The following is a 17,579-nucleotide window of genomic DNA, read 5'->3' on the forward strand; positions in this document are numbered from 1 at the left end:
GGGTTAACTGGTGCCGATTGTACTGATCAGCGAATCCTTGCTACTTCGCGGGACCGCAACCGATGGATGGGCTTCCCCCGTTTCCCGGACACGTTCAACGACCACTCTTCCAAAAAAGAATTAGCCCAGCAACTTGCTCCAGGTTCCGACGTTATGAACATTCCGGTAGCCCTTCTTCCTCAGCATCAGTTTTGCCATTCCACTTCGTGTTCCACTGGCACAGCAGAGAACAACCGGGGTGGACTTGGGTATCTCGCCGAGCCTGCTGCCCAGTTCCTGCAGGGGGATGTTGATTGTTCCAGGGGCGTTCCCATTTGCGAACTCTCCAGCGGATCTGACGTCAACAAAGATCGCGCCGCTCTTCCTGAGTTCTGGCAGCATGGCAATGACTCTTTTTGAATTCCACCACTTGTACGAAAACCAGAGAACCAGAGCCAAAAATGGCCAGTACTTTTCAAAAAGACCCAGAAAATCCATATAAATCCTTGTTGAACTGAATTGATGACGTAGCAGGGGACAAGCGAAGCCGGCGGAGTGCCCTTGCCGCTTGAGGATCAGTTGTTTCGGCAGGCCACCCGTGGCCGACAAGTCCAAAAAAACAGCCTTTCGTCCATGATGGCCTCATCCATCGTATGCGTTGTCGACTGACGCTTTTGTCCTGACTTTGTCGCCTGAGCTTTGTGAGTTCCCGGAAGTGCTTGAGGCCATGGGCCTGTTCAGATCGTCCAGCCTGCCGGGGAAGTTTTCCGCTGCAAGCCCGCCTTGGTCAAGGCGTTGAACAGGGTCGATTTACCTCGCTGGGCAAGCCTACAATACCGCACTCAGACTCATGAAAAACCTTCAAAAACAGGCTGGAAAGTGTATGCGATACGCAGCCAGCCGGGGAATCGGCTTTCTGACATCCCTGCTTCTGGCTGCATTCCTGAGCCTGCTGGGCACGTCCAGCCAAGCCCAGCCGCTGGTCGTTCTGGACGACAACGCCCCTGTGACTGACCTGCAGGCAAGCAGCCTGGTGTGGGTGGATGTCAATGCCGGTGCAACGATCGAACAGATGGCGGCGGGCGACTTCCGGCGCCTCATGAGTGCTGCCCGAACCCCTGCCCACTACACCCTGGGCCCGGAAGCTGCGCTGTGGCAGCATTTCCGCTTCAAAAGGTCAGCCGACTCAAGACAGGACTGGCTGCTGGAGTTCCCCTTTCCCATGCTCGACCAGGTGACCGTGTTCCAGCGCGACCGCACGGGTCGCTGGACCAGCCAGACGGCGGGCGACACCGTGGCCGTCTCCAGCTGGCCCGAGCCGGGCCGCTATGCGCAGTTTCACCTGGCGCTGGAAGACGAGACGGCGCATGACGTGTATGTCCGCATCGCGCATGTGACACCGGCCCATTTTCCGGTCAACGCCATCTCCGGCCAAGCCCGCAGCCATCAGCTGCAGTTCGACTACATGGTCATTGGCGTGGTGTTCGGTACCCTGCTTCTGCTGATTGTGGCCGGCGCCGGGCAAAGCTGGGTCTACCGCGACTGGGCTTACGGCTGGTACGCCATCTACGCCACCATCATGGCCCTGGTCGTCGCCACCACGAGTGGCATGGCCGGGCACCTTCTGTGGAGCAACTTTGCCGACTGGAACAACGCCATCCAGGGCGTGCTGGGCCTGCTGGGCGGCTGCGCGGCCCTGCTGGTTGTCCGCAAGCTGTGCGGCATCGCCGGCCGACATCGCTGGTTTGACCAGACGGTTTACGCCACCGGCCTGGCCGGCCCCTTGCTGGCTTTTGCCTACATCGGGCTGGACCGGCAATGGGGTGTCCACCTGATTGGTGCCTACCTGCTGGTGATCGTGGTGCTGGGGCTGGCGACCGCCTACACAACGTGGCGGCGCCATGACGTGGTGGGCGCCTGGGTGCTGGCGGCCTTCACCCCCCTGGCACTGAGCACCGCGCTGGCCGCGGCCCGGATTTTCGGCTGGGTGCCGACCTCCTGGCTGTCGCAGTATGCGTTCATGCTGTCGCTCGCCGTCGAAGTGCCCCTGCTGCTGGTGGCCCTGAACATCCGTTCGCGCGAAAGGCATGGGGTCGAGGCACGCGAGCAGGCCATGGCCAGTCAGGATGCGCTCACCGGCCTGCTGGCCAGACATCTCTTTGAAGACCGCCTCAAACAGGTCGTGTCCCGCGCCAAACGCCACAGGGAACCGGCCGCCGTGGTGTACGTGGAACTGGTGAACTATGGCTATGTCAAACGTAACTACGGTATCGCCGTAGCGGAGCAAAGCCTGCTGCGCAGCGTGATCAAGCTGCGCCGCATCATGCGCGATGTCGACACCGCGGGCCGGGTCGATGAAGCATGTTTTGGCCTGATCATGGAAGGCGTCTCCTCGCGCGAAGTGGTCACCGCCATGGCGGCACGGCTGATCGCGGCCGGCCTGATGCCGCTCAAGGGCCTCAAGCCCGAGGTCATCCTGCAGTTTCACGTTGCCGCTGTGCTGCTCAGCGAAAAGTTGATGGACGGCCCCGAACTCTCCAGGGCCCTGGAAACCACGCTCGCGGGCATGGCGGCGCGCACCCGCCGGCCGATCCGCTTTCTGGACCCGGAACTGACCCGACCCATGCCGCTGGCCATGGATTCCGGCTTCGATGAGGCCGACGTCCACAACCAGCCGGCTTAGACGGCCTGAAACCTGTTCCTCGTCGCCCGCAGCTCAGTCGAAGTTGTAGCTCGCCGTGACGCTTTGCCCCACCCTGAGCAGGTGATCGTTGCCCTGCAGCACAATGGCATTCATGCCAAAACTCACCGCCCCCTTGAGGCGCGGGTCCTGCCGGTAGGTCTGCAGGGTGTCGCCGACCTCGGGGCTGCTCTGCGCCGTGGCGGGGTCGATGTTGGGAATCGGGCAGCGCGGGCAAGGCTTGACCGGCTTGAGCTGCACCACACCCTGTTCCGTGCCTATCTGCAGCAGGTCGAGCCGGTCTTCATCGTGCGGCGCCAGTTCGCTGGCACCGGGCGCGTCGCCGATCACGATATTCGGCCGGAAACGTGCCATGCAGACGGCGGCATGACCGCCGGCCCGCAGTCTGTCATTGAGCCCTGCCAGCGAGGCTTCGCTGAGCACCAGCACCGGGTAACCGTCGCTGAACTGGTTGAGGGCCTCCACGCCGCCGGTCCACTGCGGATTGGACGCGCGCATCTCGTCAGGATCAAAACGTACCAGCCGTACCTTTGCACCGAGAAAATCGCTGAACCATTGGGCGGCGATGGGCCCCATGTCGTACGCCTTGACCTCGTCGTCCCAGATCGTCACGCGCACCGGCTCCTGCACCTGGTCGAGCGCAATATGCAGCGCCAGCATGCCCGGTGCGCGCAGGACCATGTCGCGGGTCTTGAGCTGGGGCTGGATCAGTGCCATGCGAGGCAGCTCACGCTGCGTCAGGAAGGAACCGTTCTCATCCACCACCATCCAGGCCCGGTCAAATTCGAGCCCCGTTTCTGTCAATATGGCCTCCTGCACCTGCACCCCGGCGCAGGATTTGACGGGATAAACCCACAGCCCGGTAATGACCGCCCCGACGTCGCCCGACGCGGGGTCCGATGTTTCACTCATTGATTCACGCACGTGTCAAACCCTTCAAGAATTCAGTTCAAGATGCACTGTCCGGGGACGATTTTGCCCTGCCTTCTAAAATGAGCCATGTCCAAGCCTTTTGATGTGTGTATCCGCGGTGGCGGTGTGGTCGGCCGTACGCTGGCGCTGCTGCTGGCGCGCGAGCGTCTGCACGTGGCGCTGGTCGCCCGGCCCGCGCCGGCCGGTACCCCGGCGGAACCCGCCGTCCCGCAGGATGTGCGGGCCTACGCCCTGAACAGCGCCTCGCGGCAACTGCTGACTTCGCTGAGGGCCTGGCCCGATGCGCCTGCGGCCACGCCGGTGCTGGAAATGCACGTCTGGGGCGACGACGGGGGCCGGCTCGATTTTGCAGCCCCGCAAGGCACCACCGACGCGGCCTTGGCCTGGATCGTCGATGTACCGGCGCTGGAGCAGCAACTGGCCGAAGCCGTGCGTTACCAGCCGCAGATAGAAACCGTGGAGGCGCCTGTCAAGGCCGCGCTGACGGTGATCTGCGAGGGCCAGAAAAGCACCAGCCGCAACGAGTTCGGCGTGCAATGGATCGTCAAGCCCTATCCGCAAAAAGCCATGGCCGCCCGCCTGCAAAGCGACGTGGCGCACCGGGGTGTGGCCCGCCAGTGGTTCCACAACGGCGAAATTCTGGCTCTTTTGCCGATTGGCGGCGCCGACGGGAACTCTGTGGCGCTGGTCTGGTCTGTCTCCATGGAGCGCGCAGCCGCGCTGGAGAAGTTGACCCCGGAAGAATTTTCCGCGGCGGTGCAAACCGTCTGCGGCGCCGAAGCAGGTTGCCTGCAGCTGGCGAGCAGCCTGTCGGGCTGGCCACTGGCGCTGTCACGGGCCGAACGCTGGGTCGGTCCGGGCTGGGCGCTGGCGGGGGATGCCGCCCATGCCGTGCATCCGCTGGCGGGCCAGGGCCTGAATCTGGGCCTGGCCGATGCGGCCGGACTCGCGGCCGTGATTCACGGGCGCGAATACTGGCGCGGTCTGGGCGACGAAAAACTGTTGCGGCGTTACGAACGCTCGCGCAAGGCCGACGTGGCGGCCATGGGCGCCGTGACGGATGGTCTGCACAGCCTGTTCGCTCAAAACGACGCGCGCTGGCAGGCCTTGCGCAATTGGGGCATGAAGGGCTTTGCACGCAGCGGACCGCTGAAAGAGTGGGTCACGCGCCGGGCCATGGGTTCAGCGCCGCATCGCCCGGGGTGAGCTGCCCCCTGGGCGGGGCGGCGCAAGACACGGCAAGACACGCTGTGAAAGGCGTGAGAGTTAATCACACAGACTGGAAAAACAATGACACTGATCAAAACCCTCCTGACCGGCGCACTGCTGGCCCTGAGCCTGGGCGCCTTTGCGCAGGAAGCGGCCATCCGCAAGAACCTGGCCGAGCGCCTGCCGAACCTGCCCAGGATCGACGAAATCAACAAGACGCCCATGGCCGGCCTGTATGAAGTGCGCGTCAACGGCAGCGATATTTTCTACACCGATGCCGAAGGCAACTACCTGATCCAGGGCAACCTGATCGACACCAAGGTCAGGCGCAACCTGACGGAAGAACGCGTCGACAAGCTCAATGCCGTGTCTTTTGATGCGCTCCCGCTGAAGGATGCCTTCACCATTGTGCGCGGCAACGGCAAGCGCAAGGTGGCGGTGTTTGAAGACCCGAACTGCGGCTATTGCAAGCGTTTTGAACGCGACATGCAAAAGGTCAGCGACGTGACCGTCTACATGTTCCTGTATCCCATCCTGAGTGCGGATTCGACGGAAAAGTCCAAAAACATCTGGTGCGCCAAGGACAAGGCCAAGGCCTGGCAGGACCTGATGGTGCGTGACCAGCCGGTGCCCAATGCCAGTTGCGACGCCGGCGCGCTGGCGCGCAACATCGAATTCGGCAAAAAACACCGCATCACCGGCACGCCGACGCTGATTTTTGCCGACGGCTCACGCGTGCCCGGCGCCATCAGCGCCCAGCAGGTCGAGAAATACCTGACCGACGCCAAGGTCCAGTAAACCCGGCCCGCATCGCCTGCGTTCATGCACGAAAAAGGCCTTCAGCCCTTTGCAGGCGGGCGGTAACTGCTATTTTTTCAGTAGCAACAAACCAGCGTCCCGCCGCTGGGGAGCCGGGCCGCACTCCGGCCGATGCGGTATTCTTTGAGCCTATGCCCAAATCTTCCGCCAAGCCTTCCGGAACACCTTCCGCCGGGGTCCATTACCGCGTCGAGATCGCCGACCTCCACGCCCATCTGTTCCGGGTCACCCTGACCATTGCCCAGCCCGCCGCGCTGCAGCGGGTGGCGCTGCCGGTGTGGATTCCCGGCAGTTATCTGGTGCGCGAGTTTTCGAAAAACCTGCAGGGCCTGCGGGCGCGGCAAGGCGCCCGGGCGCTGCCTGCCGGCCAGATCGCGCAGCTCGACAAATGCAGCTGGCAGATCCGCTGCAACGCGGACAAGCCGCTGGTGCTGGTCTACGAGGTCTATGCCAACGACAGCTCGGTACGCACTGCCTCGCTGGACGCAGGCCGCGGCTTCTTCAACGGCAGTTCCCTGTGCCTGCGGGTCGACGGCCAGGACCAGGCGCCGCACCGGCTTGAAGTGATGGCCGCGCCGGCCACCAACGGCTGGTCCGTGGCCACCGGCCTGAGTCCGCTGAAGGTCGACAAACAGGGTTTCGGCAGCTACCTGGCCGCCGACTACGACGAACTGGTGGATTGCCCGGTCGAGATGGGAAGTTTCTGGAGCGGCTCTTTCGTCGCCTGCGGTGTGCCGCACCGCTTTGTGGTGGCCGGCGCCACGGCCAGCTTTGACGGCGCCCGGCTGCTTGCCGATACCCGGAAAATCTGCGAGACACAAATACGCTTCTGGCACGGCGGCAAAAAGCCGCCGCACAAACATTACGTTTTCATGCTTAACGCCGTGGACGACGGCTACGGCGGACTGGAGCACCGCAACTCCACCGCGCTGATCTGCAAGCGCCAGGACTTGCCGCGCCTGGACAGCAGCAAGCTGCCCGAGGGGTACACCACGCTGCGCGGGCTGATCAGCCATGAATATTTCCACACCTGGAACGTCAAGCGCCTGCGCCCCGCGGAGTTCGGCAACTACGCGTACGGCAGTGAAAATTACACGCAGCTGCTCTGGTTTTTTGAAGGCTTCACCAGTTACTACGACGACCTGATCCTGTGCCGCGCCGGCCTGATCGATGAAGCGGCTTATCTGAAACTTCTGAACCGGACCATCAACCAGGTCATGCAGACCCCGGGGCGGCTGGTGCAGTCGGTGGCCCAGGCCAGTTTTGACGCCTGGGTCAAGTACTACCGCCAGGATGAAAACACGCCGAATGCCACGGTCAGCTATTACACCAAGGGCGCCCTGGTCGCCTTGTGTCTTGATCTGAGCCTGCGCGCCGAAAGCAGGGACACCGTCCCGGCCACCCTGGACGACGTGATGCGCCGCCTGTGGCTGCGTTGCAGCGGCGGCGTGATGAGTGAAGCGGATGTCGCCGCTGCCCTGCAGGAGGTCGGCGGTCGCTCGTACGCGACGGAAATCGCCCGCTGGGTGCATGGGACGGGCGAGCTGCCGCTGAAAGACCTGCTGCAACGCCACGGCATCGCCGTGCTCGAGGAACCGGCGCAGCTGGCGCAGGCGCTGGGCCTGCGGGTGCAGGAAACGGGTGGCATCCAGATCAAGACGGTATTGCGCGGCGGTGCGGCCGAACGTGCCGGGTTTGCCGCCGGCGACGAGTGGCTCGGCCTTGAAACGCCGGTGACCGGCAAGAGCCGCAAAACGACCCAGCCGCCCAACCCGGGCTGGCGCCTGGGCAAACTTGATGAATTGCCGTTTTACGCCGGACCCAGCAAAAAGGTCACGGCGCTGGTCGCGCGCGACAAGCGCCTGCTTCGGCTTGAGTTGACGATGCCGCCAGACACGACCACCTGGCGGCTGCTGGCCAAGGACGCGTCCCTGGTGAAAAAGTGGCTGGTGTCCGCCGCCTGAGCCCGGGTCTCAGCCGACAGGCATCTGCGCTTCGATCTGGGCCACAAAACGCTCGGCTTCGGCACTGCCCTTGATCTCGCGAACGATCTCGCGGGCCCGCTTGATCGCGGCGACAAAATCGGCGAGGTCGCGCGCGCCCTCGATCTTGATACACAGCGGCTCGGCCATCGGACCCAGCAGGTGCTCCAGCAAATGCGATGAGAAACGCTGCGCCTGCGCCAGGTTGGCCGCGCGCTGCGGTGATGCTGCGGCGGCGGCCGGCTGCTGCGGGGCACCTGCCGGTTCCAGCGCGGCCGGCATGGTTTTTTCCTCGGCCACTGCCAGCTCGACCAGGCCCTCGGCTTCAAGTTCTGAAAGACGCTCCGGATCGCCCAGCGCCGCGGCCATGGTGGTCAGTTCTGCATAGGTTCTTTTGCCATCGACCATGATCAACAGGGAGCGCAGTCTGGGGGCCAGGCCTGAATGCCGGTTTGCAATCGCCTCCGTCCCCTTCTGCGTCTTGTGATAGATCACTTGCTTGTCCGGCATGGCAACCTCCTGTAACTAGTTGTTAAACCAGTCTAGAACCAAAACAGTACCCCGTCGAGAGTGCTTACCCCGGAAAAACCCGGAACCAGAGGCGCTCAGTTCCGGCGGTCCAGCACCCGTCTGGCCTTGCCCAGACTGCGCTCCACCCCCCCCTCGGCGCGCAACTCGATGTCCACACTGGTCCCGATGTAGGCCTTGATCTCGTGCTGCAGCACATGGGCGGCTGCCTGCGCGGACGGGCTGTCGGGCGCCAGGCCGGGGCGGGTCTCCACCGCAACACGCAGGCAGTCCATGCTGCCCTCGCGGGTCAGAATGCACTGGTAATGCGGCGCAAGCTCATGGCGCTTGAGAATCAACTCCTCGATCTGGGTGGGAAACACGTTGACGCCGCGCACAATCATCATGTCGTCGCTGCGGCCCGTGATCTTCTCCATGCGGCGCATGCTGCGCGCTGTGCCGGGCAACAGGCGCGTGAGGTCGCGCGTGCGGTAGCGGATGATGGGCAGCGCTTCCTTGCTCAGGCTGGTGAACACCAGCTCGCCGATCTCGCCGTCGGGCAACAGTTCACCGCTGACGGGATCGATGATCTCGGGGTAAAAGTGGTCCTCCCAGATGGTCGGGCCGTCCTTGGTTTCCACACACTCGCTGGCCACACCCGGGCCGATGACCTCGCTCAGGCCATAGATGTCCACGGCATCCAGCCCCAAGCGTTTTTCAATCGCATGGCGCATGTCGTTGGTCCAGGGTTCGGCGCCGAAGATGCCGGTGCGCAGACTGGACCCGGCGGCGGACAGCCCCTGCTTTTCAAACTCGTCGGCGATCGCCAGCATGTAGCTGGGTGTCACCATGATGATGTCGGGCTTGAAATCGGTGATCAGCTGCACCTGCCGTTCGGTCTGCCCGCCGCCAAACGGCACCACGGTCAGCCCCAGTTTTTCAGCACCGTAATGCGCGCCCAGCCCTCCCGTGAACAGGCCGTAGCCGTAGCTGATGTGCACCAGGTCGCCGGGGCGCGCGCCGGCCGCACGTATGCTGCGCGCCACGCAACCGGCCCACATGTCCACGTCATTTTTTGTGTAGGCCACCACGGTCGGTTTGCCGGTGGTGCCGCTGGACGCGTGAATACGCACACACTGCTCGCGCGGCACCGCAAACATGCCGAAGGGGTAGCTGGCGCGCAGGTCGTGCTTGGTGGTGAAGGGAAACTTCGCCAGGTCGGCCAGCGACTTGCAGTCCCCGGGAAACACGCCGGCAGCATCGAACTTGGCCTTGTAGACCGGGGAATGCCGGTACGCATGCTGCAGCGTGGACTGCAGGCGCTTGAGCTGCAGGGCGCGCAGTTCGTCGAGGCTGGCCTTTTCAATCGGTTCGAGCGGAAAACTTTTCATGCGGCCTCCGCACCGGTCACCGGGATGACGGTACCTGCCATCTGCGCGCTTTTCCCGCGGAACATCGCAATGACCTCACCGCGCTGATTGCTGACCTTCATGTCGTAAATGCCGTGCCGGCCCTGCAGCGTCTGCTCCACCCCTTCGCAGGTCAACACGTCACCGAGCTGGCCGGGTTTGAGGAACTCGATGCTGCAGCCCGCCGCCACCGCGACCTTGTTGTAGCTGTTGCAGGCAAAGGCAAAGGTCGAGTCGGCCAGCGTGAAAATCAGTCCGCCGTGGCAGATCTTGTGGCCGTTGAGCATGGGCTCACGCACGGCCATGCGCATCGCCGCACGGCCGGGTGCGCAGGACACCAGTTCCATCTGCATGAAGTCGCGCGAGGCACTGTCGGCGGCAAACATGGATTCGCCCACAGCCTGGGCCAGTTGCTTGGCATCCATCTAGTTGCCCCTGAACGCTGGCGGGCGCTTCTCGAGGAAGGCCATCACGCCCTCGATGTAATCGTGGCTGCGGCCCAGCGCCGACTGGGTGTCCCGCTCCTGGTCCAGCTGGGCATCCAGGCCCCGGCTGGCACCCTCGCTGAGCAGGCGCCGCGTTTCGACGAGGGCGCGGGTCGGCATGACGGCCAGGCGTGCGGCCAGCGCCATGGCCTTGTCCAGGCAGTCTTCGCCCTCGGCGGCCACGTCCCAGATCATCCCCCACTCTTTCGCCTCTTTCGCGCTGAGCTTGTCGCCCAGCATGGCCAGTCCCAGCGCCCGCGCCAGGCCCAGGCGCTTGACCAGAAACCAGGAGCCGCCTGCATCGGGCACCAGGCCGATCTTGCTGAAGGCCTGAATGAAGCTGGCGCCCGGCGCGGCAATCGCCAGGTCGCAGGTCATGGCCAGCGAGGCCCCGGCACCGGCGGCCACGCCGTTCACGGCGGCAATCGTCGGCACGCGCAGCTTCTGCAGGCGCCGCACCGTCGGGTTGAAGGCCTGGTCGATGATGGGCCCGGGGTCGGCACGTTCGATGAGGTTTGGGCCGGGCGCAAAGTCGAACTCGGCCAGATCGGCGCCAGCGCAGAAACCGCGGCCGGCGCCGGTGATCACGAGGGCACGCAGCGACGAATCGGCCTCCACGGCGTCGAGCGCTGTCCAGAGCTGCTGGTGCATCTGGCGGGTAAAACTGTTCAGGGCCTGCGGGCGGTTCAGCGTCACGAGCGCCACGGCGCCCCGTGTGGACAACAGCACGGCAGGTTCGGAAGGGACATCGGTCATAAGCATCTCCTGTTTCGAATCTAGCATTAACCGACCGTCAGGTCGGTTAATGTTTTCCCTTGCTTTTCCACCTCACGACGCGCTGGCCGGGCAAAAAGATCGTGGCATGATTCAGCCTCAAAAGGAACCCGCCATGACTTATGAATTGATCCAGACCCGCACCGAAGGCCGCGTGGCCATCGTCACCCTGAACCGGCCCAAACAACTCAATGCGCTCAACGACCAGCTGATGGACGAGCTGGGCGCTGCGCTCAAGGCTTTCGACGCGGACGACAACATCGGCTGCATGATCCTGACCGGCAGCGAAAAAGCCTTTGCAGCCGGCGCCGACATCGGCGCGATGGCGAGCTACAGCTTTGCCGACGTCTACAAGGGCGACTACATCACGCGCAACTGGGAGCAGATCCGCAGCATCCGCAAGCCGGTGATCGCCGCCGTCAGCGGCTTTGCACTTGGCGGCGGCTGCGAGCTGGCCATGATGTGCGACTTCATCATTGCCGCCGACAACGCCCGGTTCGGCCAGCCTGAAATCAAGCTGGGCATCATCCCCGGCTCGGGCGGCACGCAACGCCTGCCGCGCGCCGTCGGCAAGGCCAAGGCCATGGACTTGGTCCTGACGGGCCGCATGATGGATGCCGTGGAAGCCGAACGCAGCGGGCTCGTCAGCCGCGTCGTGCCGCTGGACAAGCTCATGGAGGAAGCGCTGGGCGCCGCGCTGCAGATCTGCGACTACGGGCAGATTGCCGTGATGGCCGCCAAGGAAGCCGTGAACCGCGCCTACGAAGGCACACTGGCCGACGGCATCATGTTCGAGCGGCGCCTGTTCCACGCGACCTTTGCCACCGAGGACCAGAAGGAAGGCATGGACGCTTTTGTCAACAAGCGCAAGCCGGTGTTCAAGCATAAATAGAGCCCCCACGTTCGCTCACTGCGTGTAACTCTCTGCCCCCCGCGGGGGCGCTGCGCCTGCGGCCCGGCGAAGCCGGCTCCGCGGCCCCTGCTTGATTGAAGAGCCCCGAGGATCGCCCGCTACCCACCGGGGCGCATTTTTTCCTGGAGCGCCCCGGCGAAAAAACATCACCGCCGGCTGAAGGCCGTTCAGGTCTGGCTATAATATCGGTCGCGCGGTGATATAGCTCAGTTGGTTAGAGCGCAGCATTCATAATGCTGATGTCGGTGGTTCAAGTCCACCTATCACCACCACGGTTTCGCGGAGCCCCAGAGGTTGATCCTCTGGGGCTTTGTTACTTCACAGCCTCTGGACATAAACCATGAAACGCTGCCTGCCCTCCCTGTCTCTGGCCCTGTCGGCCGCGCTGATCGCCGTCCTGATGACGCTGGTCAGCCTGTTCGCCGCGCCGGCGCTGGCCCAGACCGATGAAGTCCCCAGCGTCCGCAATTTCCCCAAGGCCGCCCTGCGCGGCCTGCTGGTGGTCCGGGCACCGCCCGACATCAGCCTCAACGGCAAGGCCGACCGCCTGTCGCCCGGTGCACGCATACGCAACGTCAACAACCACTATGTGTTGTCGGGCGCCCTGCTGGGCCAGGAGCTGCTGGTCAACTACACCCGCGACAGCGCCGGTCTGGTGCACGAGGTCTGGGTGCTGACCGCCGAGGAGGCCAAGGAAAAACGCGCCGGTCTGTCCAGGCGCAATTTCTTCTTCAGCTTCGAGGGCGAGGCCGCACCGCAGGACGACGGCAAGACCTCCTACGACCAGTTGCCCCGCTACTAGTAAGTAGCCGGCCCGCGCCGGCCCGCCGGCTGTTTTCGAACAAATGAGGCCTCCAGCCCTTTACTGACGGGCGTCAGCAGCTCCTAATTAGATAGCAAATCCATGAGCAAAAAAGTCTTCATCAAAACCTTCGGCTGCCAGATGAACGAGTACGACTCGGGCAAGATGTCCGACGTGCTGCACGCCGCCCAGGGTTACGAGCCCACCAGCAATGTGGACGAGGCCGACCTGATCCTGTTCAACACCTGCTCGGTGCGCGAAAAAGCGCAGGAAAAGGTGTTCAGCGACCTCGGCCGCGTCAAGCACCTGAAGAAGAAGGGCGTGCTGATCGGCGTCGGCGGCTGCGTGGCCAGCCAGGAGGGCGACGCCATCATCGAACGCGCGCCGTATGTCGACGTGGTGTTCGGCCCGCAAACCCTGCACCGCCTGCCCGACCTGCTGGCCAGGCGCCTCAGCCTGGGCAAATCGCAGGTGGACATCAGCTTTCCCGAGATTGAAAAATTCGACCACCTGCCGCCGGCCCGCGTGGAAGGCCCCAGCGCTTTTGTCAGCATCATGGAAGGCTGCTCCAAATACTGCAGCTACTGCGTCGTGCCCTACACGCGCGGCGAGGAAGTTTCGCGTCCATTCGAGGACGTGCTGGTCGAAGTGGCGGGCCTGGCCGACCAGGGCGTGCGTGAAGTCACCCTGCTGGGGCAGAACGTCAACGCCTACCGCGGCAGGATGACGAGCAACGCAGGCGTTGCGGGCGGCACGGGGGACATCGCCGATTTCGCCACCTTGCTCGAATATGTCTCCGACATTCCCGGCATCGAACGCATCCGTTATGTCACCAGCCACCCCAATGAGTTCACGCAGCGCCTGATCGACGCCTACGGCAAGCTGCCCAAGCTGGTGAACCATCTGCACCTGCCGGTGCAGCACGGTTCCGACCGCATCCTGATGGCGATGAAACGCGGCTACACCGCGATGGAATACAAAAGCACCATCCGCAAGCTGCGCGCGATCCGCCCCGATCTGGCCATGAGCAGCGACTTCATCGTCGGTTTTCCCGGCGAAACCGACGACGACTTCAGCAAGATGATGAAGCTGATCGACGACATCGGCTACGACACCTCGTTCAGCTTCATCTTCAGCCCGCGGCCGGGCACGCCCGCGGCCAACCTGCCCGACGACACGCCGCACGCGGTCAAGCTCGCGCGCCTGCAGCGCCTGCAGGCCGCCCTCGACGACAGCGTGCGCGCCATCAGCGCCAGCCGCCAGGGCACGGTGCAGCGCATCCTGGTCGAAGGGACATCCCGCAAGGATGCGACCGAGCTGATGGGCCGCACCGAATGCAACCGCGTCGTCAACTTCAGGGGCCAGCCCCGGCTGATCGGCCAGATGGTGGACGTGACCATCACCGAAGCCTCGCAACGCTCCCTGCGCGGCGAGGTGCTGCACCATGAAGAGCCCGCACTGAGCGCTTGAAACCACGCGCAGTTCCCCCGCCGGCAAGGACACCCCATGCTTGAGCGCGTTTCCTTCCGCCAGCTGCTGGTGGCCGCCTTTTTGCTGATTGCCGCCCTGCTGGCCGCGGCCTCGCTGCGCGCCGTGTTCACGCTGGAGCAACTGACGATGCAAAGCCGCGACGGCGCGGTGCGCGCGCTCGACCTCAGTGCGGCCGCCCAGTCCCTGAACGAGCGCAGCGTGACGATGGAACGCACGGCGCGCCAGTCGCTGGTGCTGTCCGACCGCGTGCTGCGCCAGCGCTTCGACGAGGCCGCCGCCGACGCCAGAACCGTGCTGGCACGGCTGGGCCCGCAAAACGTGCCCGCAGCCCTGGTCACCGACTGGAAGAAGCACCTGCAGGCCGTCACCGCGCTGCTGTCCGGTTCGCCCGATACCGCGCTCGACAGGGACCGGCAGGTCGCGCAGGAATTCCGCGAGCTGGACCGCATCAACGCGGCCATTGCGCAGCAGGTCCGGCAAACCATTGCCAGGCAAAACCGCAGCCTGCTTGACACGCTGGAAACCCGCCGCAGGCAATTGACACAACAGGTCCTGGGCGCGATTGCGCTGGCCGTCCTGATGGCGCTGGCGTTCGGCATCTGGCTCACACGTCCGCTCAACCGCCTGGAAAAAGCCATCATCGGCCTCGGCGAAAACCGCCTGGACGAGGCCATCCGCATCGAAGGCCCGGCCGACTTGCAGCTGGTCGGACAGCGGCTCGAATGGCTGCGGCTGCGGCTGGTGGAACTGGACGCCGACAAGTCGCGCTTTCTGCGCCATGTCTCGCACGAACTCAAGACGCCGCTGGCCTCCCTGCGCGAGGGCGTGTCGCTGCTCGAAGACGGTGTGGCCGGCGAGCTCAGCGCCAACCAGCGGGAAGTGGCCAAAATCCTGCGCCACAACACCGGCTTGCTGCAGGGCCAGATCGAGGACCTGCTGCGCTTCAACGCTGCAGCCTTTGAGGCACGCCAGTTGCGCCGGGAAAAAACCGACCTGCTGCAGCTCATTGAAGAACAGGTGGAAGGCCAGCGCCTGCAGTGGCGCGCGCGCGATCTGCAGGTCAGTGTCGAGGGTCCGGCGTTGCAGGCCGAGGTGGACCGCGACAAGCTCGGAACAGCCCTCGCCAACCTGCTGTCCAACGCCATCCGGTTTTCTCCTGCCGGGGGCAGGATACGCATCCGGCTGAGCCAGTTCGCCGACGTCGTGCACATCGACATGGACGACGAAGGGCCGGGCATCGCCTACGACGACCAGGCACGCATTTTTGAACCCTTTTACCGCGGCGAACGGCAGCCGCCGCAAGTGGTGCGAGGCAGCGGCATTGGCCTGTCCATCGTTCACGAGTACATTGCTGCCCATGGGGGCCGGGTGCAGTTGCTGCCGGACGGCCCGGGTGCCCATTTCAGGATAGAACTTCCCCATGCTTTCAAGTCTTGAGGCCTTTGGCCCCGTCTTCTGCCGCGCCCTGCCCTGGGCGCTGGCCCTGAGCCTGGCTGCCGGTTGCACCGTGCCGGCCCTTTCGTCGCCGGCCGGGCCCGGCAAGACGCCCATGACAACGCCCACCCCTGCAGCGCCTCCAGCGCCGTCCGACGCCGCGCCTTCGGAAGCAGACGCCGTCACCCCCCTGCTGGCCTACGCCGACCGGCTGCGCGGCCTGCCCGGCCCCGAACTGGCCCAGGAAATCGCCCGGCTCGGCAACGCTGTGTCAGCGGGCGACCAGCTGCGCTTAGCGCTCACGCTCAGCCAGACCCGGCAGCTCCCCGATCTGGTACGCGCCCAGGAACTGCTGCAGCGCGCCCTGGCCAACAACAGCGAGGAAGCCCGGCCGCTGCATGCCCTGGCGCGCCTGCTGGCCGCACGTTTTGCCGAGCAGCGGCGGGCCGAAGAGCAACTGGACCGGCAGAACCAGCAACTGCGCGACCTGCAGCGCCGCCTCGAACAGACCCAGGACAAACTCGATGCGCTCAAGGAAATCGAACGCAGCCTGAGCAGCCGCCCCCCGGCGGCCCCGGCATCGTCCCCACGCGGCCGCACCCGGCCACCAAGCCCATGACCGCCCCCAACGCCCACCTGCTGGTCGTCGACGACGACGCCGACATGCTGCGCCTGCTGACCATGCGGCTGACAGCGGCCGGTTACCGCGTCAGCGCCGTGAGTTCGGCTGAAGCAGCCCTGACCCAGCTCGAGATCGAGCGCCCGCAGCTGGTGCTCAGCGACGTGCGCCTGCCCGGCAAGGACGGCCTGGCACTGTTTGACGAGATCCGCAGCCAGCACCCCTCGCTGCCGGTGATCCTGTTGACGGCCCACGGCACGATTCCCGATGCGGTGGAGGCCACCGAACGCGGCGTGTTCACCTACCTGACCAAGCCGTTTGACGGCAAGGGCCTGCTTGACAAGATCGCCCAGGCCCTGTCGTTGAGCGCGCCGGTGCCGGCGGTGCCCGCCGGCCAGTCACCGGCCTGGCAAAGCGGGTTCATCAGCCGCTCCAGCCGCATGGCCGAAACCCTGGCCGAGGCGCGCATGGTGGCCCAGTCGGACGCCAGCGTGATGTTGCGCGGCGAAAGCGGCACCGGCAAGGAGCTGCTGGCCCAGGCAATTCACCAGGCCAGCCCGCGTGCCGCCCGCCCGTTCATCGCCGTGAACTGCGGCGCCATTCCAGAAGCCCTGCTCGAGTCCGAACTTTTTGGTCACGTCAAGGGCGCCTTCACCGACGCCTCGGCCAACCACAAGGGACTGTTCCAGGCTGCCGAAGGCGGCACCTTGCTGCTCGATGAAATTGGTGACATGCCGCTTGCCCTGCAGGTCAAGCTGCTGCGGGTGCTGCAGGAACGCACCGTCCGGCCGCTGGGGTCCAGCCAGTCCATCCCGGTCGATGTGCGCATTCTCTCGGCCACCCATCGGGACCTGGACGCGGCCATGGCCGAAGGCCAGTTCCGCACCGACTTGTATTACCGGCTCAATGTGGTCACGCTGACCCTGCCCCCCTTGTCCGAACGGCGCGAAGACATTGCGCTGCTGGCCAATCACTTTCTCGTCAAGCTGGCCGGAAAATACGGCAAACGCCTGAGCGGCTTTGCGCCGGAAGCGATCAAGGCCCTGAACACGGCCGCCTGGCCGGGCAACGTGCGCCAGCTCTACAACGTGGTCGAACAGGTGTGCGCGCTGGCCAGCACACCGCTGATTCCCCTGACTCTGATTCAACGTGCACTGCGCTCACCAAGTGTGCAGGTGCTCACCCTGGCCGAAGCGCGCCAGCGTTTCGAGCACGAGTACCTGGTCGGCCTGCTCAAGCTGACCGATGGCAACGTGGCCGACGCCGCCCGGTTGGCAGACCGCAACCGCACCGAGTTTTACCGCCTGCTGCAAAAGCACAGCCTGACGCCGGGCCACTTCAAAACCGACTTGGCGAATGCCCCCTCTGATCCTGTCGCCGAGGAGCGACAGGGCCAAACCCCTGATTCCAAACACTAATTCCATCAGGCGGGCGATAGTTGTCGCCCGAAGGCGACAAAAACAGGGGTCCATCAGCCTCATTTGTGGTCGGGATCCACGATGGCGTCGTGGAATCCCTTCAA

Annotated in this window: 16 protein-coding genes and 1 tRNA gene; 11 read left to right on the top strand and 6 right to left on the bottom strand. The window is 64.5% G+C overall.

Features of this window, described 5'->3' with window-relative positions; translation table 11 throughout:
- Positions 1 to 120 precede the first annotated feature (120 nt).
- Positions 121 to 477: a rhodanese-like domain-containing protein gene (locus tag PSV40_RS22480; RefSeq protein ID WP_300542122.1), complete on the bottom strand. Its 357-nt coding sequence runs from the start codon at positions 475 to 477 to the stop codon at positions 121 to 123.
- Positions 478 to 862: 385 nt separating this feature from the next.
- Here PSV40_RS22480 and PSV40_RS22485 point away from each other — a divergent pair, with 385 nt between their 5' ends.
- A complete protein-coding gene (locus PSV40_RS22485; protein WP_300542124.1) occupies positions 863 to 2,662 on the top strand; it encodes a 7TM diverse intracellular signaling domain-containing protein in 1,800 nt (599 codons plus the stop codon).
- A 33-nt stretch (positions 2,663 to 2,695) separates the two neighbouring features.
- On the opposite strand, the gene PSV40_RS22490 is transcribed toward PSV40_RS22485, so the two are convergent.
- The gene (locus PSV40_RS22490; RefSeq protein ID WP_300542126.1) at positions 2,696 to 3,592 is read right to left on the bottom strand and encodes an MOSC N-terminal beta barrel domain-containing protein; all 897 of its coding nucleotides are present in this window, start codon (positions 3,590 to 3,592) and stop codon (positions 2,696 to 2,698) included.
- Positions 3,593 to 3,679: 87 nt separating this feature from the next.
- On the opposite strand from PSV40_RS22490, the gene PSV40_RS22495 reads away from it, so the two are divergent.
- The 3 genes from PSV40_RS22495 (at position 3,680) to PSV40_RS22505 (ending at position 7,605) form a co-directional block, all read left to right on the top strand.
- The gene (locus tag PSV40_RS22495) at positions 3,680 to 4,819 is read left to right on the top strand and encodes an FAD-dependent monooxygenase (RefSeq protein WP_300542128.1); all 1,140 of its coding nucleotides are present in this window, start codon (positions 3,680 to 3,682) and stop codon (positions 4,817 to 4,819) included.
- Between the two features lie 84 nt (positions 4,820 to 4,903).
- A complete protein-coding gene (locus tag PSV40_RS22500; protein WP_300542130.1) occupies positions 4,904 to 5,620 on the top strand; it encodes a DsbC family protein in 717 nt (238 codons plus the stop codon).
- Positions 5,621 to 5,772: 152 nt separating this feature from the next.
- Positions 5,773 to 7,605: a peptidase M61 gene (locus tag PSV40_RS22505; RefSeq protein ID WP_300542132.1), complete on the top strand. Its 1,833-nt coding sequence runs from the start codon at positions 5,773 to 5,775 to the stop codon at positions 7,603 to 7,605.
- A gap of 9 nt (positions 7,606 to 7,614) precedes the next feature.
- Here the strand turns inward: PSV40_RS22505 and PSV40_RS22510 are convergent, their stop codons facing one another.
- The 4 genes from PSV40_RS22510 to PSV40_RS22525 form a co-directional block, all read right to left on the bottom strand.
- Positions 7,615 to 8,133 (bottom strand): hypothetical protein, encoded by a 519-nt coding sequence (locus PSV40_RS22510; protein WP_300542134.1) that lies wholly within the window; start codon positions 8,131 to 8,133, stop codon positions 7,615 to 7,617.
- 95 nt (positions 8,134 to 8,228) lie between these two features.
- A complete protein-coding gene (paaK, locus tag PSV40_RS22515) occupies positions 8,229 to 9,521 on the bottom strand; it encodes a phenylacetate--CoA ligase PaaK (protein WP_300542136.1) in 1,293 nt (430 codons plus the stop codon).
- Entirely contained in the window at positions 9,518 to 9,964 is a 447-nt protein-coding gene (gene paaI / locus PSV40_RS22520; protein ID WP_300542138.1) for a hydroxyphenylacetyl-CoA thioesterase PaaI, read from the bottom strand. The genes paaK and paaI overlap by 4 nt, the downstream gene beginning before the upstream one ends.
- Positions 9,965 to 10,780 (bottom strand): enoyl-CoA hydratase-related protein, encoded by an 816-nt coding sequence (locus tag PSV40_RS22525; protein WP_300542140.1) that lies wholly within the window; start codon positions 10,778 to 10,780, stop codon positions 9,965 to 9,967.
- 133 nt (positions 10,781 to 10,913) lie between these two features.
- On the opposite strand from PSV40_RS22525, the gene PSV40_RS22530 reads away from it, so the two are divergent.
- The 7 genes from PSV40_RS22530 (at position 10,914) to PSV40_RS22560 (ending at position 17,475) form a co-directional block, all read left to right on the top strand.
- On the top strand, positions 10,914 to 11,690 hold the full coding sequence (locus tag PSV40_RS22530) for an enoyl-CoA hydratase (protein WP_300542142.1): 777 nt from the start codon (positions 10,914 to 10,916) through the stop codon (positions 11,688 to 11,690).
- A 216-nt stretch (positions 11,691 to 11,906) separates the two neighbouring features.
- Positions 11,907 to 11,983: transfer RNA gene (locus PSV40_RS22535), tRNA-Met, on the top strand.
- 68 nt (positions 11,984 to 12,051) lie between these two features.
- Positions 12,052 to 12,513, top strand: a complete 462-nt coding sequence (locus tag PSV40_RS22540) for a hypothetical protein (RefSeq protein WP_300542144.1) — start codon at positions 12,052 to 12,054, stop codon at positions 12,511 to 12,513.
- 102 nt (positions 12,514 to 12,615) lie between these two features.
- Positions 12,616 to 13,983 (top strand): tRNA (N6-isopentenyl adenosine(37)-C2)-methylthiotransferase MiaB, encoded by a 1,368-nt coding sequence (gene miaB / locus PSV40_RS22545; protein WP_300542146.1) that lies wholly within the window; start codon positions 12,616 to 12,618, stop codon positions 13,981 to 13,983.
- A gap of 36 nt (positions 13,984 to 14,019) precedes the next feature.
- Positions 14,020 to 15,441, top strand: a complete 1,422-nt coding sequence (locus PSV40_RS22550; RefSeq protein ID WP_300542148.1) for an ATP-binding protein — start codon at positions 14,020 to 14,022, stop codon at positions 15,439 to 15,441.
- A complete protein-coding gene (locus PSV40_RS22555) occupies positions 15,425 to 16,057 on the top strand; it encodes a hypothetical protein (RefSeq protein WP_300542150.1) in 633 nt (210 codons plus the stop codon). Before PSV40_RS22550 ends, PSV40_RS22555 begins: the two co-directional genes overlap by 17 nt.
- A complete protein-coding gene (locus PSV40_RS22560) occupies positions 16,054 to 17,475 on the top strand; it encodes a sigma 54-interacting transcriptional regulator (RefSeq protein ID WP_300542152.1) in 1,422 nt (473 codons plus the stop codon). The genes PSV40_RS22555 and PSV40_RS22560 overlap by 4 nt, the downstream gene beginning before the upstream one ends.
- The last annotated feature ends 104 nt before the right edge of the window (positions 17,476 to 17,579 follow it).

The organism is Polaromonas sp. (assembly GCF_029945925.1).
Taxonomy (GTDB): domain Bacteria; phylum Pseudomonadota; class Gammaproteobacteria; order Burkholderiales; family Burkholderiaceae_C; genus Polaromonas.